We start from the raw sequence: 15,580 nt of genomic DNA, 5'->3' as shown, positions 1-15,580 counted from the left end.
ACACCTGCATATAACTATGCAGGTGTTTTGTTGATTATGGCATGGTTGGAACTTCTTCCGGACGCATATCAAAAATCAGAATTTCAGCATTATCACCATTAGTAAATGATAACTTGCCTCCATCACGAATTCGCGCAGCATCACCTGTGGTAAAGGTTTGACCATTTACATCAATACGGCCTTTTGCTATATGAAGGTAAACATAACGACCTTCAGGAATTGCAAATTCTGCTGTTTCTTCGCCGTCAAAAAGACCAGAATAAATATTAATATCTTGTTTGATCGACAAAGTTTTTTCGCCACCTTTTGGTGAAATCATCAAGTGCAATTTACCGCGTTTGTCTTCCTCGGAAATATGCAATTGTTGATAGCCCGGTGTGGTGTTCACTTCATTTGGAACAACCCAAATTTGTAAGAAGTGCACGTTTTCTTGTGCAGAGTGGTTAAATTCACTATGAGCAACACCACGGCCTGCACTCATTAACTGAATATCACCAGGTACAATAACCGAACCTGTACCCATTGAGTCTTTATGTTCTAATGCACCTTCAAGCACATAAGAAATAATTTCCATGTTGCGGTGAGGGTGAGTACCAAAACCTTTCGATGGAGCAACAGTATCGTCATTAATCACAAGCAAATCTGAAAAGCCTACTTGTTTCGGGTCCCAATAATTTGCAAATGAAAACGTGTGTTTTGACTGTAACCAGCCATGATGTGCTGCACCACGCTCATGAGATAAACGCATATCAAACATGATTTATTATCCTCATTCAATTTTTTTCTCTGAATGCAGTTTATCGTTTTCATTTGTGCAATAAAGCTCTGAAAATAGAAAGCTTAGTGTGATTTTTGGAACGCTGAAATATTGAAATAAGATTTCTATCGAAGTAGGCATAATATTTCATTTGTTATCTTTTAAAGCCATATTTTTATCATTTTAGGACAAATGTATTTTATTTAAATCATTATGAATAATAGTAGGTTATATAAGTTATTTGAAATTATCAAAAATATTTAAGTTGGCAAAAAGTTTCAATGTGGGTTGGCTTTTTTTGTCCTTGTTCGAGAGTTATATCAAGCGCACTATTTAATCTGATTTGGTGAACTTAACAATATTTAAGTTCATAAAACATGGCAAGGCAGATGTATTCGAGCAAATTTTTGTTCTAGAGCAGTTAAAGATTGCAAGAAATAATCTAAAGACAACTTTAACTGTTTGATTCGACGCTGTCTTGTATTTAACAAATTTTATAGGGTGTCGAAAATGGTCGCTCAAGCTATCCGAAATGTTATTTCTCCTAAATCAGTTATAGCTCAGTATCAAAAGATAGACTTTTCAAATAAAGGATCTATCCCAATCCGTCATCTAAATATCGGGTTTGATGGCAAAGAAATTGATATCGAGTTTTACGTCAATAACCAGTTTGCAACTTTGTTCTTTGCCACGCTTTCGGTTTTCTTGACCTATGGTGAAGATCTGGTGATTGAAACAGCGCGTCACCACCGTGAATTTATTCAAGATCCGATTTTAAAACAGCGTGTGACTTCCCTCATCGGTCAAGAAGCCATCCATTCAAAATTGCATAATGAGTTTAATGATGCAATTAAAGAGCTGGAATATCCGGTCGATTTGTATCGTTTCTTGGGCGAGAACTTCTTTAAATATGTGTTTTTAAAATTCCCTCAGCCATTAAAGCTTTCACTCATGGCGGGGATTGAACACTTTACGGCAGTACTTGCTGAATACATGATGAAGCATGAAAAGAATTTTTATTATACCGATGATGCGAAAAGCCGTGCGTTATGGATGTGGCATATGCTTGAAGAATCTGAGCATAAAGACATTGCTTATGATGTCTATCAGATTTTGAACGGTAACTATCCATTGCGTGCAACCGGCTTTTTAATGGCTTTCATCACCATTTTAGGGCTTATTCCAACCGCAACTTTATTGGTACCCGTACTGCGTAAGCCAAAAGAACTGTTAACCAGAAAATTCTGGAAAGATGCACGTCGTGGCGTCAACTTAATTTTTAGTCCAAAAGATGGCGTATTTGGCAGCACCATTGGCCAGATTTTTGATTACTTACGTCCTAACTTCCATCCAAATGACCATGATACGACTCAATACCTTGAGTACTACAAAAACAAATTACTGAACGAGGGCGGTGCGATTGCACCTTACTTTGTGAAGGAATTTACTCCACCAGTTCGTGCAGTTTCATAAAGCTGTTGGTCACGGCAGTAATACCCAAATTACTGCCGTCTCCCTAAAATTTTTTAGGATTTACTATGATTCTATTTGGTAAGAAAGATCAGCCGAGTCGAAATGCATATGCGGTGGTGACTGGAGCAGGCAGTGGAATTGGCCGTAGCTTTGCACTTGAATTGGCAAAACGCGGTGGCAACGTGGTATGTGCGGATATTAATTTAGAAGCTGCTGAAGAAACCGTAAAGATAATTGAACAGTTGGGACAAAAAGCATTTGCTGTACAGTGCGATGTTGGGCAAGCAGAACAAGTACAGGCTTTGGCTGATCAAGCAGAACAGTTACTTGATCATCCAGTAACACTCATCATTAATAATGCCGGCGTAGGGCTAGGCGGCAAATTTGATGAAATGAGTTTGGAAGACTGGAAATGGTGTATGCATGTAAACCTATGGGGTGTTATTCATGGTTGTCATGCATTTGTGCCAAAGCTCAAAAAACTAGGTTACGGTGCAATTATTAATGTAGCTTCTGCAGCATCGTACACGGCTGCTCCAGAAATGAGTGTCTACAATGTAACGAAAGCCGGTGTATTGGCATTATCAGAAACCCTTTCAGCCGAGCTGCGCAAATTCAATATTAAAGTGAATGTGCTGTGCCCAACTTTGGTACCTACCAATATCATTAAAAATGGTCGTATTCCGGGCCGTTATTCCAAGCTTGCAGACCATGCACTCACGAACTACGCCATGACAACCAGTGACGCAGTTGCGGCTTTAACATTGAATCGATTAGATCGAGGGCAGCTCTATACCACGCCACAGATCGACGCCAAATTATTCTGGCTTATGAAAAGAACATCTCCAACCCTATATGCAAAGTTCCTTGGGCTTTCGTATCAGCTATTTAAATAAAATTTTGTATAGGCAGAAAAATTATGGTCACTAAACCTAGAACAAATACACGCACACGTAAAACCCAAGAAGTTGCACATGTTTATGACACTTTTATTGTCGGTGCAGGTATTTCTGGCTTGGCTGCAGCAATTAAGCTAAACGAAGCAGGCTTAACCAATTTTAAAATTATTGAAAAAGCCAGCCGCGTCGGTGGTACTTGGCGTGAAAATACCTATCCGGGCTGTGGTTGTGATGTTCCATCATCACTTTATTCTTACTCTTTTGCCCCAAGTGCAAAATGGAGCCATTTATTTGCACGCCAACCGGAAATTTTAAGTTATTTAGAAGATGTTAGTCGTGAGTTTGATATTGAGCCCTTAATTGAATTCAATACCGAATTATTAAAAGCAGAGTGGGATAACCAAAAAAATATCTGGAAGCTAGAGACAAGCTCTGGTTTGTATATCGCTAAAACAGTTTTATTTGCTACAGGTCCAATTACTGAAGCCCAGATACCACGTCTTGAAGGTTTAGATACCTTTACTGGTGAAATGTTCCATTCAGCGAAATGGAACCATGACTATGACTTAACTGGAAAACGCATTGCTGTAATTGGTACTGGTGCATCTGCTATTCAGTTTGTGCCACAAATTCAACCTAAAGCCAAAGAGTTGTTTGTATTCCAACGTACAGCACCTTGGGTACTACCGAAGCCCGATACGGACTTGGGCGAGTTGAGTAAATCTGTCATTGCCAAATACCCAGCTATTCAAGCGACTTGGCGACAGGCTGTAGCGGGTACTTTAAATGTCATTAATTTTGGCCTACGCAACCCAAAAGCATTAAAACCTGTCAATTTTGCTGCAAAACAATTGTTAAAGCTGCAAATCAAAGATCCAGTCTTGCGTAAAAACGTAACGCCTAATTTCGATATTGGCTGTAAGCGTATTTTGTTTGCCAATAACTATTATCCAGCGTTACAGGCACCTAACACGACGCTTATTCCACATGGTCTAGTTAAAGTCGAAGGCAATACGGTGATTGCTGCCAATGGTGAACGCCACGAAGTTGATGTGATTATTTGGGGTACTGGATTTGAAGTGTCTCATCCCCCTATTGGTAAACGTGTACATAACGAAAAAGGGGAATGTTTGGCTGAGCTTTGGAAAGACTCCTCACCAGAAGCTTATTTAGGAACCAATATTGAAAATGTACCTAATGCATTTCTTATGCTTGGGCCAAATGTTTTGGTCTATGACTCATTTATTGGTCTTGCCGAAGCACAACTGCAATATATTATAGATGGTTTGCTACAAATGAAGGCAAAAGGTATTGCTAAGCTTTCAGTGAAATCAGAAGTGATTAAAAAGCACAACGACTTGGTACAAAAACATCTACAAACCACAGTATTCAATAGCGGGGGATGTAAAAGTTACTATCTCGATGCAAATGGTCGCAACTTCGCGGCATGGCCATGGTCGTTAAAAAAGCTTAAACAACGTTTACATCATTTAAAGTTAGAAGAATATGATGTGATTTATGAAGCTGATTTGATAAAGGCAAAACCTAAAGCTGAAGAAGTTGCTGGTTAATGACTTTATAAAAGCCCATTTTAATTTATTGAAATGGGCTTTTTATTATTTAATAGATTGAACAATGAATTAAAATTCGACAAATAATTTAATGAAGTTAAATTGAAAAATAAATTTAAATATACTTAAAAATAAAAGTAGGTGAATAAGGCTATATAAGTTTTTATTAAAAAAATATAGTTATTTTTAAAAATGAATTTTTAAGTGAAAAGTATTATTTTTACTCTTTTTTAAAATTGCAAATTAGAAAACATTTTTTATATCAATATTTTGAGTGATTAATAATTATTGTAAATAAATGTGAAAATATTCACAAACTGGTTATTTTTTGTTAAGATCATTAACATTAAAAACATAGAGATAATAATAATGATCAATAAAGTATTAATAGTGTTGTGTGTGAGTATCGTGTTTGTACTAGGGTACTGGGCGTATTTAGATACCCAAAATAAAAGACATCAAGAGCTCATGAGGATTATTCAGGAAGCTGAAAAAAATTTGCAAACAATTGAGCGCAATCCTAATCGTATTAGTCATAGCAATTTAGCTTCATATAATTTGCAAAAATATATCAGCGATAAAAAAGTGTTTTTCTAAGCAAAGTAGTCATTATTATTTGCTTTAAAAACTGTGCCATTGATCATATCTTTTCATAAATTTTGATCATGTTGCTTTTGAATCTGTTAAACTTATTGAACGTATAGTAAAAAAGCTGCATAGGGGTTATGCAGCTTTTTTGTGTTTCAAGAGGGGCTGTGGCTATTTTCTGTGTATGACAGCAGAAATCGAATGAGTGGCATATTTGTTGCTTCGTCTATTGAAGATTTTTGTCTAGAGATCTGATCAGAAAAACAAGATTGCTCAGATACCTACATAGAAGTACATATTCCACAGCTCAGATTTTGCATAGAGGCTACTTATGGCGGCGCCCAATTCTTCGGCAGGCTGGTTAGAGCGTTTATTTAAGTTAAGCGACAATAAAACCACGTTTCGAACAGAAGTTCTTGCTGGTGTAACTACGTTTTTAACGATGTGTTACATCATCATTGTCAATCCACTCATTTTATCTGAAACCGGCATGGATCATGGCGCCGTATTCGTTGCGACCTGTTTGGCAGCAGCAATCGGTTGTTTAGTGATGGGTATTATTGCCAATTATCCAATTGCCTTAGCACCGGGTATGGGGCTTAATGCTTATTTTACCTATTCGGTATGTATGGGTATGGGGGTGCCATGGCAGACAGCTTTAGCTGCTGTTTTTGTTTCAGGCGTTGTATTTCTTGCAATCAGCTTCTTTAAAGTTCGTGAAGCGATTGTTAATGCAATTCCAATGTCGCTTAAATTTGCGATAGGTGGTGGTATTGGCTTATTCCTGGCGCTTATTGCGTTAAAAAATGCCGGAATTATTGTTGCAAATAAAGCAACATTAGTGGGTTTGGGCGATATTAAACAGCCTACTGTACTACTGGCTTTATTTGGCTTTTTACTTATTGTTGTTTTACATCAGCTTAAAGTCCGTGGTGCCATCATTATTAGTATTTTAGTGGTGACAGCAATTGCGACTGCTTTAGGTTTAAATGAATTTAAAGGTGTAGTAGGGCAGATTCCTTCAATTGCACCAACATTTATGCAAATGGACTTTAAAGGTCTGTTTACCGCAAGTATGGTGGGTGTGATCTTCGTATTCTTTATTGTTGACTTGTTTGACAGTACGGGTACTTTGGTAGGTGTTTCACACCGTGCGGGCCTTTTAAAAGATGGCAAATTGCCACGTTTGAAAAAAGCACTATTTGCTGACTCTACTGCAATTGTTGCTGGTGCAGCATTAGGTACATCATCAACCACGCCATATATTGAATCGGCTTCAGGTGTAGCAGCAGGTGGACGTACAGGTTTAACTGCAGTAGTGGTCGCTTTCTTATTTATTTGCTGTTTATTCTTGGCACCTCTTGCTCAATCTGTGCCAGGTTTTGCAACAGCTCCAGCTTTATTGTTCATTGGTGTACTCATGATCCAAGGGATCACGCACATTGATTGGGATGATATTACAGAAGGTGTTCCAGCCTTTTTAACGATTGTATTTATGCCATTTGCGTACTCAATTGCAGATGGTATTGCTATGGGCTTCATCAGCTATGCATTAGTTAAATTATTCACAGGTAAGGCAAAAACTGTTCCATACATGGTATGGATTATTGCTGCTCTTTGGGTATTTAAATTTATCGCTTTTGGCGGTTAATATGATTTTTCATAATTTTCTTCTAGAACTATTTTAGTGATAGAGATATAAGAAGGAAATTATAGAAGGGTGTGCTTACCACACCCTTTTTTCTTTAGATGTGGAGTTAATATGAATCAAGTCGAGCTGATTCAGGCCTTACCAAAAGCCGAGTTGCATGTGCATATTGAAGGGACGTTTGAACCTGAATTAATGTTCGCTATTGCACAGCGTAATCAGATTCAGATTCCTTACAAATCTGTTGAAGAAGTAAAGCAAGCTTATAACTTTCATAATCTTCAATCATTTTTAGATATTTACTATGCTGGTGCAAATGTTCTTGTTCATGAGCAAGATTTTTATGATTTAGCATGGGCATATTTTGAGAAATGTGCAGAAGATCGTGTCGTTCATACAGAAATGTTCTTCGACCCGCAAACTCATACCGACCGTGGTATTGCGTTTGCAACGGTGATCAATGGGCTTAAACGTGCATGTGCTGACGCAAAAACCAAATTTGGTATTAGCTCTCAGCTTATTATGTGTTTCTTGCGTCATTTAAGCGAAGAAGCTGCATTTGAAACACTTGAGCAAGCTTTACCGTTTAAAGAAGACATCATTGCTGTTGGACTTGATTCAAGTGAAGTAGGCCATCCACCAGCTAAGTTTGAACGTGTTTTTGCTAAGGCACGTGAGGAAGGATTCTTAATCGTGGCTCACGCAGGCGAAGAAGGCCCACCTGAATATGTATGGGAAGCTTTAGACTTGCTCAAAGTAAACCGTATTGATCACGGCGTGCGTTCTGAAGAAGACGAACAATTAATGGCTCGTCTAATTAACGAAAAAATGCCATTAACGGTTTGTCCTTTAAGTAACTTAAAGCTATGTGTCGTTAAGGATATGAAAGATCACAACATCCGCCGTCTTTTACAAAAAGGCGTACATGTGACTGTTAACTCGGATGATCCTTCATATTTTGGCGGTTATATGAATGATAACTTTATTGCTATTCAGCAGGCCTTAGATTTAAGTAATGATGAGTTGAAGCAACTCGCAATTAACTCTTTTGAAGCCTCTTTCATCTCAGATGAAGAGAAGCAAAAGTGGATTTCAGAAATCCAAAAAATCTAAATAAAAAAACCGCCTGTGATAGGCGGTTTTTTTAACATAGAATTTATTTAGGCTGTTTGGTCATACTGTTTAAAACATTGTCTTTATCCACAAAGTGATGTTTTAAAGCTGCCAGAACATGCCCAACAATAAGTAAACCTGCAAACCACGAAATATAAATATGTAATGGTTTAACAATCGCTAATATCTCGGGGTTATCTTGTACTAAACGTGGAATTTCAAATAAATATAAAACAGGGGCAGGATGACCAGCACTCCAGCTAAATAAACATCCTGTCACAGGTAAAGCCACTAAAATCACATAAAGCAATAAATGTCCGATGTGAGCTAGGGTTTTCATAGTGGGTGACATGGTGTCAGGGAGCTGTGGGGCTGGGTGGGTGTAACGCCAGAAAAGGCGAATAACTACTAGAAAAATAATGGTTGTGGCAATGTTTTTATGTAGTGTAATGACATCACCTTTAAAGCTACCATCAGCATCGTAACTTAAAAAGTTTCCACTATAAAAGCCAATTACCCAAGCGGTAATGAAAATGATTGCCATGACCCAATGCAGAATCTGTGCAGTACGGGTGTAGTATTGAGAGGATGAGGCAGGCATAAAAGACCCTATTTTTTTGTCATTTTAATGCTAGATTTTATGAGAAAGGGTTGATTTTGAGAAATGTTGTTCTCGTAACGGAGCGTGCTATAAACAGAACGCTTTAATTGAAGAAACATAGTCAACTTGAGTTGGAAAATAACAGAGTTAGATTGCACAAATGCATCAATTTATTTGTTTCTTCTAAGCACAAGTTTAGGCAAAATACGCGCTGCTTACGTTCGATCAAAGGAAAAAATGATGAAAAAATTGATGCTTGCTATGGCACCAGTTGTTTTAGCTTTAACGGCATGTGCGACCACGCCTGGTGCAGGTTCTACAGAAACAGCAACTCAACAGTTAGGCATGACTGCATTAAAAGTGGCTGTAAACGCGAAATGTATTACAGAAATTAATAATGTTGCTGCATGGAAAACAGCAACCAAGCTTATGACTGCTGAACAACGTGATAGTATTCAAACTAATGTTTGTGGTTGCGTAAGTGAAAAGGCACCAAACAGTGTTACAGCAGTTGATTTGGCTACTGCTGCACTTGACCCTGCGGCACGTGCAACAGTTGTAAATCAGGTTGTCTCTAATACTGTAAACGCTTGTGTAGCAGAAGCTTTGCAAAAGTAATTAATAATTTGAGTTTCAAAGAAGGCTGACTCATATTGATCGGCCTCTTTTTTTATTGGAGTATACATGTTTGTTGCAGGCGTAGATGAGGCGGGGCGAGGCCCACTAGTGGGTTCAGTTGTTGCTGCAGCTGTTATTTTAGATCCGAACAATCCAATTTTAGGATTAAACGATTCTAAAAAATTAACTGAAAAGAAACGTGAAAAGTTGTTTATCGAAATTCAGGAAAAAGCTTTGGCATGGTCAATAGCAGAAGCTACCCATGCAGAGATTGATGAGCTGAATATCTTGCAAGCAACTTTTTTGGCTATGCAACGTGCAGTGGATGGTCTAAAAACACAGCCTCAAAAAGTCATTGTAGATGGCAACCAAATTCCAAAAGGCATCATTATTCCTTGTGAAGCGATTGTTGGAGGAGATGCGAGCCATGCCGAGATTAGTGCAGCTAGTATCTTGGCAAAAGTCACACGTGATCGACAAATGGCAGAATTAGATCAGCAATATCCATTATTTGGTTTTGCCAAACATAAGGGTTATCCAACTAAAGCGCATTTTGAAGCGATTGCAGCTCACGGTGTAATCGATCAGCATCGTCGTAGTTATGCACCTGTAAAACGTGCATTAGGGCTATAAATTTATATACTCCCAAAAAATTTAAAGCGACTATAAAGTCGCTTTAATTAGGGAGAGAATAACTTCATACTAACGATTGAAGTTTTTCTGTGCATAATTATCATCTTCATATGAAACTTGATAATCTTGATCAAGATGTTGAAGGTGTTCATGCATTGCACGTTCATGTTGAATACGTTGATAAATTTCTTCGCGATGAACAGAAACCTCTTTTGGCGCATTCACACCAATTCGAACCTGGTTTCCTTTGACGCCAAGCACAGTAACACTGACTTGATCCCCAATCATTAATGTTTCCCCGACACGGCGGGTCAGAATCAGCATGTTTATCTCCTTGCTAAACGCTTAAAACTGCAATATTGGTACCCAAATAAAAAGCTCAACCTCAGTTTTCAGTCAGATTCTAACAGAAATATGAGAACAAAGTCATATTTTGATAATCTCTGCCAAAAAACTTTCCGTTTAATATAACAGAGCCGCTATAAAAAAAACTATAGCGGCTCTGTGTTTTCTTTGATTATTGTCGGACAAGTAAACATTTTTTAATGAATTCTTGACCGGTTGGTAAAATTAAGCGCGGGCGCTGCTTTCACCGTGTTCGCGATCTAAACCAAAAGCGGTATGTAGGCAACGAACTGCAAGTTCAAGATATTTCTCATCAATGATGACAGACACCTTAATTTCAGATGTTGAGATCATAAGGATATTAATGCCTTCGTCTGCGAGGGCAGTAAACATCTTGCTTGCTACACCAGCGTGTGAGCGCATACCCACACCAACAATCGAAACTTTTACAATATCGTCACGTGTTGAAACTTCGCGTGCACCAATATTTTTGGCAGTTTCATTTAAGATTTTTTCAGCTTTCGCTAAATCAACACGGTTTACAGTAAACGTAAAATCTGTTGTGCCATCTTCTTCAACATTTTGGACTATCATGTCCACTTCAATGTTGGCATCACTTACTGGTGATAAAATTTTAGAAGCAATACCTGGTTCATCAGGTACACCTAAAATCGTTAATTTTGCTTCGTCACGGTTAAAAGCAATACCTGCAATGATTGGCTGTTCCATAGTGTCTTCTGCCTCAGTAGTAATGAGTGTACCTACATTTTCTTTAAATTCGTCGTCAAATGCGCCGTCGTCATCATTATCAAAGCTTGATAATACGCGTAAAGGAACTTGATATTTTCCGGCAAATTCTACTGAGCGAATTTGTAAAACTTTTGAACCTAATGATGCCATTTCTAGCATTTCTTCAAAAGAAATACGATCAATTTTCTTCGCTTTAGGAGCAACACGAGGATCTGTAGTGTAAACACCATCAACGTCAGTATAGATTTGGCATTCATCTGCTTTAAGTGCAGCAGCAATCGCAACACCAGAAGTATCTGAACCACCACGTCCTAGAGTAGTTGTGTTTCCATTAGCGTCAAAGCCTTGGAAGCCTGCAACTACAATAACACGGCCTGCATCTAGGTCATTGGTCATGACATCTGTGTCAATCGACTCAATACGCGCCTTGGTAAATGCACTGTCAGTTTTAATACCGACTTGACGTCCGGTATAGGATTTAGCTTCCACACCAATCGAATTAAGTGCCATAGCTAACATGGAAATCGTCACCTGTTCACCGGTTGAAACCATTTGGTCTAACTCGCGTGGGTCAGGTGTTTCGGTAATGGCTTTAGCGAGGGCAAGTAAGCGGTTTGTTTCACCACTCATTGCAGATACGACCACAACAACCTTGTGACCGTGATCATGCCAACGCTTCACACGACGAGCAACATTTAAAATGCGCTCGGGGGTACCCATAGAAGTACCGCCATATTTTTGAACGATTAATGCCATATCGCCTAAACCCTTATAATTAAACGGGAAAAGTATATTCTTGCTTCCTTGGTTTCATTATATGTACACCATTGTGTACATAAATGAAATTGCTGAGTTTATCTAGCAAGCCGTGATTCGGCGGACAGTATATAGTAACGTAAATATGCTAACAATCATTGATCTGGACTAATTTCATCAAGTTTGCTGATTGTTAGCTTCGGTACAACTTATATAGCTTTTTTTAGTTGCTTCTTTTGCTGGCATTCTTCCTCCCACTTCATTACATCAGTAGCGAGGTATCTTTTCATTGTCCCGCCTTCAGAACTTAAAGCTGGGGCTGGGAAGGGAATACCCCAAGGAGTGTTAATTTCCCAACGATTAAGTGTGCGTTTAGTAATATGAAACATCTCACACACATTGTTAGATGTCAGATATTTATCCACCTTACCCCTCCTTACTTTCCGCTTTAACTTCTTCTAACATGGCCTCAACTCTCTTTAATTCAGATCTACTGTGAGCTATACCGCCACCATTAATATCTAAGTAAAACTTTAGTAAATCTGCCTTGTATTGAAAGTCATACATCTTCACCACAATCTGCAAATCTCTAAATATTTGCCTTTTAGGTAGTTGATCAAACTTAAGACCAAAGACCTTTAATTCACCTGCAATAAACCTTCTGATGGCAGTTAATCTTTGCAAACCATCAATACACACCATTTGATCAAGAAGATCACGATCTTTTGCTCTCTCTTTTCTCCAAGAAGGGCAGTTGAATCGAATTGTTAATCCGCTTTCATCTACAATTAACCTCAAGACATTTTCTATATAGTTGGTTTGCTGTTTTTTAGTCCATACATGCCCACGTTGAAAATCGGGTACTAGTTCTACACCATGCGGAATATCTTCACTTTCACAATGCAACCATGTTTCAAGATAAGAAAAACTACAGTGCCAAGTTCTTGTGGGGCGTTCCAATGGATTAACAATCTGCCGGAACTCATCAGGTGTTAAACTCATCCCTCAGCTCCCTCTACTTGTTTTTCTTTAGCCCAAATTGCGTCAGCACCATCTTCCGTGAAGTAAATAGACATTAAGAAGAATCCATGAGGTGCCAATGGCTGCCATTTTGATAAATCTGCATCATCCATAATTTCATCAAACTCATCAGGAGATACAGTTGACTCTAAGTAAGTTTTAACTGTCACAATATTGAAGTGACGCTTAAGCTCATCCCATTGCTCTTGAGTCATAAACTCAGCGTCATCACCAAGAATATTTTTCAAGTAAGCGTCTACTTCCGGATGTGTCCATTCGCCATACTGGTTACGCACCACTTCAACTGGTTTTAATTGATTAATCATCCCTCAGCTCCCGATTCGCTTGCTTCTTGAATAGCGTCTAAAATTCTCCAACCATCTAACCGGAATACATCACTTGTAATGCCGCTGGCTTCCACTTGCTGTTCAACCATCTTTTCAATTGCAACAACAACTTCTCTATTTCTTGGCACAACAATGTGTGTATCTGGCACCGCCTGAGCTTTAGCTCTTGCTAACCAAGCAATTTCACTTGTATAAAAATCTGTTTCAAATTCAGGACTAAGATCTCTATAAAACTTGTACGCAATTGGGTCATTATTCTTGTACCAATTTTCATGAGCCAACTTTTCTTCATCTTCATTAAACATCGTTAAGCCCTCAAATATTCTTCTTTAGTCCACTCAACAAATTCTTTATAAAGCTGCTGAGCAGGTTTGTTTAATCGGTTGTGATAGTCGATTGTTATTCGCCGCCAAGAGACTGGTACCGCATAATGTTTGGTTAGAAACATTGCTTGATCCATGCCTTGCCGAACTATTACGTAGCCCAGCAATTGCAAGTAGTACATAAAACCAAGCATGTGTTTTTGGCTCACTTTCTTGTACTGATCTTTCATATTAGAGGCCATCCTCTAAAAGATATGCTGGTTCATGAGCGGCCGCATTGAGTTGACTACGGCGCTTTTTGGCCATATTCCATAAGGTTTTATGAACGTCTTGATGGCGTGAAGGAATTTCTAACTCTAATTCTTCAAGCGTTTTTAGATCTGCCGCATATTGGAGGCGGACGATTAAAGGTGATAATCCATCATCTTCTTGTTTTGTTTGCTTTAACTCTGCAAGGCGTTTGTGCATTTCATTTAATAGTGGCTTACGTTGTTCCTCCGTCCATTTAGTGGTGTAACGGATAACACTATTAACTTCTTCAGGGGTATGAAAGTTCTGGATGCTTTGAACTAATGATTCATAATTTTCAGGCATTGAAATGGTTGCCACTTCATCATTTGCTTGCGCATCTAAATCAGAAAAAACTTGTTCACTAGCTGTATCAGCAGCATCCATTTCAATAAAATCGAGTTCAATTAATCGTTCTTGCTTAGCCAGATTTATTTGGTCAATTTGCTCTTGAGTAAAGCCTTCTTTTTCAAGATTCGCACAAGTTGAATCTAGCTCTTTTTCTGACTGGCAAATACGGATTGCATCAAGCAAAATTTCAAATTGGGCATTAACATTCGGCTTAATATTAAGTTCGTTAGTAACTGGAGTTAATAGGTCTTCGGAAGCTGTGACATTAGTTTGTTCTGTAATAACAATCGCTGGCTGTTTATCTGCAGGGAAAACTTCAGAAGGTATTACTTTTGCCACTGGCTCAGCTTTTGATTTTTTGCCTCTCTGTTTTTTAGGTTCCTCACCAAGACGAATAACACTAAAATCGTCACTAACTTCAAAACCTAACGCTTTAGATAGTGCTTTTAATTGAAGCTTGGCGTTTTCTGCATCACGTTGAACAAAGCCGCTATTAATAGATTCAATTAATGCGGTGGTTCTAAAATTCACGACGTAAATAGAAGGCGAATATGTAGTAATTACAAAAACATCCTGTCCTTCCTCATATTCATCAATAGTTAATGGCTTTGTGAATGTAATGCCAGCCAGTTCAATAGTTTCGATTTTGATGCAGAATTCAAAACCCGGTTTGCCAAAAACAGAAGCGGGGAATTGATCTAAATCGGCAAAGTCCAACATGTCTCCGGCTGGACGACATAGAACAGTTTTACCGTTTTGAAGAGCTGCAAATGCTTCAGCTGCAGTTAGTAAGTTAGACATAAATAGCTCTCCTTTTAGTGATGTAACGACTGTAGTTGCTGAACTTGCTGAGGATTGTTTTTAGGTGCCCAACCCATCTGATCGGCACGTGCTTGGCATGCTCTATTGATACCCGCCTCATACGTAGTACCTTTAAACTTCTTAATCGCAGCATTTAAGATGTTGGTGTCTGGTGCATCTTTAATTGCTTTTAATGCATCTTGATATAGTTGGTCCTGAGTACGAGGCGGCTTCTGGTTACCACCCTGAGCGATTGTCTGATTATTTTGATTTGTATTTTGACCTGCTGGGGTAGAGGCATTTTGCTCTAGATAGGCATAGTCATAGTTGTATAGATATTTACTTCCATCAAAATTACCGAGGTAGACATCAGCTGCCACACCAATAGCTTTAAACGCTACACCAAGAGCATCAGTAACGGCCTTTTTATAACCTTCATCAATCGCTACTAATTTGCCCTTTTGAACTTCAACAATTGCTGAACCGCCGTTGCCGAAAAATTCCTCACCCCAAACACCATCAATCTTGGTTTTTACTGCTACTTCAGCAAAAGCCATAATGGTTCCATCTGGCGCGGTTTCAGACCATAAACGTACATGTCTATAAGTCCAGCCATGACCAACAGGACCAAAGGCCTGAGTCATAGCCATTAATCGCCATTGAGGGTTAATATCTGATTTACCTTTTAAATAACCAAA

At 38.6% G+C, this 15,580-nt stretch carries 19 protein-coding genes; 8 read left to right on the top strand and 11 right to left on the bottom strand.

What is annotated here, in order from left to right:
- Window positions 1–34: 34 nt before the first annotated feature.
- On the bottom strand, window positions 35–757 hold the full coding sequence (locus J576_RS12970) for a pirin family protein (protein WP_002156869.1): 723 nt from the start codon (window positions 755–757) through the stop codon (window positions 35–37).
- A gap of 510 nt (window positions 758–1,267) precedes the next feature.
- Here J576_RS12970 and J576_RS12965 point away from each other — a divergent pair.
- The 6 genes from J576_RS12965 (at window position 1,268) to J576_RS12940 (ending at window position 8,049) form a co-directional block, all read left to right on the top strand.
- Window positions 1,268–2,230, top strand: a complete 963-nt coding sequence (locus J576_RS12965; protein WP_002156843.1) for a metal-dependent hydrolase — start codon at window positions 1,268–1,270, stop codon at window positions 2,228–2,230.
- 65 nt (window positions 2,231–2,295) lie between these two features.
- Entirely contained in the window at window positions 2,296–3,126 is an 831-nt protein-coding gene (locus J576_RS12960; RefSeq protein WP_002156860.1) for an SDR family NAD(P)-dependent oxidoreductase, read from the top strand.
- A 23-nt stretch (window positions 3,127–3,149) separates the two neighbouring features.
- Window positions 3,150–4,700 carry a flavin-containing monooxygenase gene (locus J576_RS12955; protein ID WP_002156847.1) on the top strand — a complete coding sequence of 517 codons (1,551 nt, stop codon included), beginning with the start codon at window positions 3,150–3,152 and terminating at the stop codon, window positions 4,698–4,700.
- Between the two features lie 369 nt (window positions 4,701–5,069).
- A complete protein-coding gene (locus J576_RS12950) occupies window positions 5,070–5,297 on the top strand; it encodes a hypothetical protein (RefSeq protein WP_004709863.1) in 228 nt (75 codons plus the stop codon).
- A 322-nt stretch (window positions 5,298–5,619) separates the two neighbouring features.
- The gene (locus J576_RS12945) at window positions 5,620–6,939 is read left to right on the top strand and encodes an NCS2 family permease (RefSeq protein ID WP_002156845.1); all 1,320 of its coding nucleotides are present in this window, start codon (window positions 5,620–5,622) and stop codon (window positions 6,937–6,939) included.
- A gap of 111 nt (window positions 6,940–7,050) precedes the next feature.
- Entirely contained in the window at window positions 7,051–8,049 is a 999-nt protein-coding gene (locus J576_RS12940; protein WP_002156878.1) for an adenosine deaminase, read from the top strand.
- Window positions 8,050–8,092: 43 nt separating this feature from the next.
- On the opposite strand, the gene J576_RS12935 is transcribed toward J576_RS12940, so the two are convergent.
- The gene (locus tag J576_RS12935) at window positions 8,093–8,650 is read right to left on the bottom strand and encodes a cytochrome b (protein WP_002156818.1); all 558 of its coding nucleotides are present in this window, start codon (window positions 8,648–8,650) and stop codon (window positions 8,093–8,095) included.
- Between the two features lie 240 nt (window positions 8,651–8,890).
- Between J576_RS12935 and J576_RS12930 the strand changes: the two genes are divergently transcribed.
- Together J576_RS12930 and rnhB are read left to right on the top strand one after the other, a co-directional pair.
- On the top strand, window positions 8,891–9,268 hold the full coding sequence (locus tag J576_RS12930) for a hypothetical protein (protein ID WP_002156817.1): 378 nt from the start codon (window positions 8,891–8,893) through the stop codon (window positions 9,266–9,268).
- 66 nt (window positions 9,269–9,334) lie between these two features.
- Entirely contained in the window at window positions 9,335–9,901 is a 567-nt protein-coding gene (rnhB, locus tag J576_RS12925) for a ribonuclease HII (protein ID WP_000495832.1), read from the top strand.
- A gap of 69 nt (window positions 9,902–9,970) precedes the next feature.
- Here the strand turns inward: rnhB and csrA are convergent, their stop codons facing one another.
- The 9 genes from csrA to J576_RS20210 all read right to left on the bottom strand — a co-directional run.
- Complete coding sequence (gene csrA / locus J576_RS12920) at window positions 9,971–10,225, bottom strand: carbon storage regulator CsrA (RefSeq protein ID WP_000906487.1); 255 nt, start codon at window positions 10,223–10,225, stop codon at window positions 9,971–9,973.
- Window positions 10,226–10,471: 246 nt separating this feature from the next.
- A complete protein-coding gene (locus J576_RS12915) occupies window positions 10,472–11,752 on the bottom strand; it encodes an aspartate kinase (protein WP_001185176.1) in 1,281 nt (426 codons plus the stop codon).
- Between the two features lie 209 nt (window positions 11,753–11,961).
- Window positions 11,962–12,177: a hypothetical protein gene (locus tag J576_RS12910; RefSeq protein ID WP_000362184.1), complete on the bottom strand. Its 216-nt coding sequence runs from the start codon at window positions 12,175–12,177 to the stop codon at window positions 11,962–11,964.
- A 1-nt stretch (window position 12,178) separates the two neighbouring features.
- Entirely contained in the window at window positions 12,179–12,754 is a 576-nt protein-coding gene (locus J576_RS12905) for a DUF262 domain-containing protein (protein WP_033855619.1), read from the bottom strand.
- Window positions 12,751–13,098: a hypothetical protein gene (locus J576_RS12900; RefSeq protein ID WP_000609972.1), complete on the bottom strand. Its 348-nt coding sequence runs from the start codon at window positions 13,096–13,098 to the stop codon at window positions 12,751–12,753. The genes J576_RS12905 and J576_RS12900 overlap by 4 nt, the downstream gene beginning before the upstream one ends.
- Window positions 13,095–13,424 (bottom strand): hypothetical protein, encoded by a 330-nt coding sequence (locus tag J576_RS19375; RefSeq protein WP_004736107.1) that lies wholly within the window; start codon window positions 13,422–13,424, stop codon window positions 13,095–13,097. Before J576_RS19375 ends, J576_RS12900 begins: the two co-directional genes overlap by 4 nt.
- Before the next feature lie 2 nt (window positions 13,425–13,426).
- Window positions 13,427–13,672 carry a hypothetical protein gene (locus tag J576_RS12885; protein WP_032059700.1) on the bottom strand — a complete coding sequence of 82 codons (246 nt, stop codon included), beginning with the start codon at window positions 13,670–13,672 and terminating at the stop codon, window positions 13,427–13,429.
- Between the two features lies 1 nt (window position 13,673).
- The gene (locus J576_RS12880) at window positions 13,674–14,882 is read right to left on the bottom strand and encodes a hypothetical protein (RefSeq protein WP_033855618.1); all 1,209 of its coding nucleotides are present in this window, start codon (window positions 14,880–14,882) and stop codon (window positions 13,674–13,676) included.
- A gap of 14 nt (window positions 14,883–14,896) precedes the next feature.
- The coding region (locus J576_RS20210; protein ID WP_033855617.1) for a hypothetical protein at window positions 14,897–15,580 on the bottom strand (684 nt) is incomplete at its 5' end.

The organism is Acinetobacter sp. 766875 (assembly GCF_000582055.1).
GTDB classification, from domain to species: domain Bacteria; phylum Pseudomonadota; class Gammaproteobacteria; order Pseudomonadales; family Moraxellaceae; genus Acinetobacter; species Acinetobacter nosocomialis.
The sequence above is the reverse complement of the archived record's forward strand: the minus strand, read 5'-3'. Positions and strand labels throughout refer to the sequence as shown.

What these genes read in the sequence shown, in the direction of transcription:
- J576_RS12970 (WP_002156869.1), bottom strand. Translation starts at nt 757, where the DNA reads ATGTTTGATATGCGTTTATCTCATGAGCGTGGTGCAGCACATCATGGC.
- J576_RS12965 (WP_002156843.1), top strand. Translation starts at nt 1,268, where the DNA reads ATGGTCGCTCAAGCTATCCGAAATGTTATTTCTCCTAAATCAGTTATA.
- J576_RS12960 (WP_002156860.1), top strand. Translation starts at nt 2,296, where the DNA reads ATGATTCTATTTGGTAAGAAAGATCAGCCGAGTCGAAATGCATATGCG.
- J576_RS12955 (WP_002156847.1), top strand. Translation starts at nt 3,150, where the DNA reads ATGGTCACTAAACCTAGAACAAATACACGCACACGTAAAACCCAAGAA.
- J576_RS12950 (WP_004709863.1), top strand. Translation starts at nt 5,070, where the DNA reads ATGATCAATAAAGTATTAATAGTGTTGTGTGTGAGTATCGTGTTTGTA.
- J576_RS12945 (WP_002156845.1), top strand. Translation starts at nt 5,620, where the DNA reads ATGGCGGCGCCCAATTCTTCGGCAGGCTGGTTAGAGCGTTTATTTAAG.
- J576_RS12940 (WP_002156878.1), top strand. Translation starts at nt 7,051, where the DNA reads ATGAATCAAGTCGAGCTGATTCAGGCCTTACCAAAAGCCGAGTTGCAT.
- J576_RS12935 (WP_002156818.1), bottom strand. Translation starts at nt 8,650, where the DNA reads ATGCCTGCCTCATCCTCTCAATACTACACCCGTACTGCACAGATTCTG.
- J576_RS12930 (WP_002156817.1), top strand. Translation starts at nt 8,891, where the DNA reads ATGAAAAAATTGATGCTTGCTATGGCACCAGTTGTTTTAGCTTTAACG.
- rnhB (WP_000495832.1), top strand. Translation starts at nt 9,335, where the DNA reads ATGTTTGTTGCAGGCGTAGATGAGGCGGGGCGAGGCCCACTAGTGGGT.
- csrA (WP_000906487.1), bottom strand. Translation starts at nt 10,225, where the DNA reads ATGCTGATTCTGACCCGCCGTGTCGGGGAAACATTAATGATTGGGGAT.
- J576_RS12915 (WP_001185176.1), bottom strand. Translation starts at nt 11,752, where the DNA reads ATGGCATTAATCGTTCAAAAATATGGCGGTACTTCTATGGGTACCCCC.
- J576_RS12905 (WP_033855619.1), bottom strand. Translation starts at nt 12,754, where the DNA reads ATGAGTTTAACACCTGATGAGTTCCGGCAGATTGTTAATCCATTGGAA.
- J576_RS12900 (WP_000609972.1), bottom strand. Translation starts at nt 13,098, where the DNA reads ATGATTAATCAATTAAAACCAGTTGAAGTGGTGCGTAACCAGTATGGC.
- J576_RS19375 (WP_004736107.1), bottom strand. Translation starts at nt 13,424, where the DNA reads ATGTTTAATGAAGATGAAGAAAAGTTGGCTCATGAAAATTGGTACAAG.
- J576_RS12885 (WP_032059700.1), bottom strand. Translation starts at nt 13,672, where the DNA reads ATGAAAGATCAGTACAAGAAAGTGAGCCAAAAACACATGCTTGGTTTT.
- J576_RS12880 (WP_033855618.1), bottom strand. Translation starts at nt 14,882, where the DNA reads ATGTCTAACTTACTAACTGCAGCTGAAGCATTTGCAGCTCTTCAAAAC.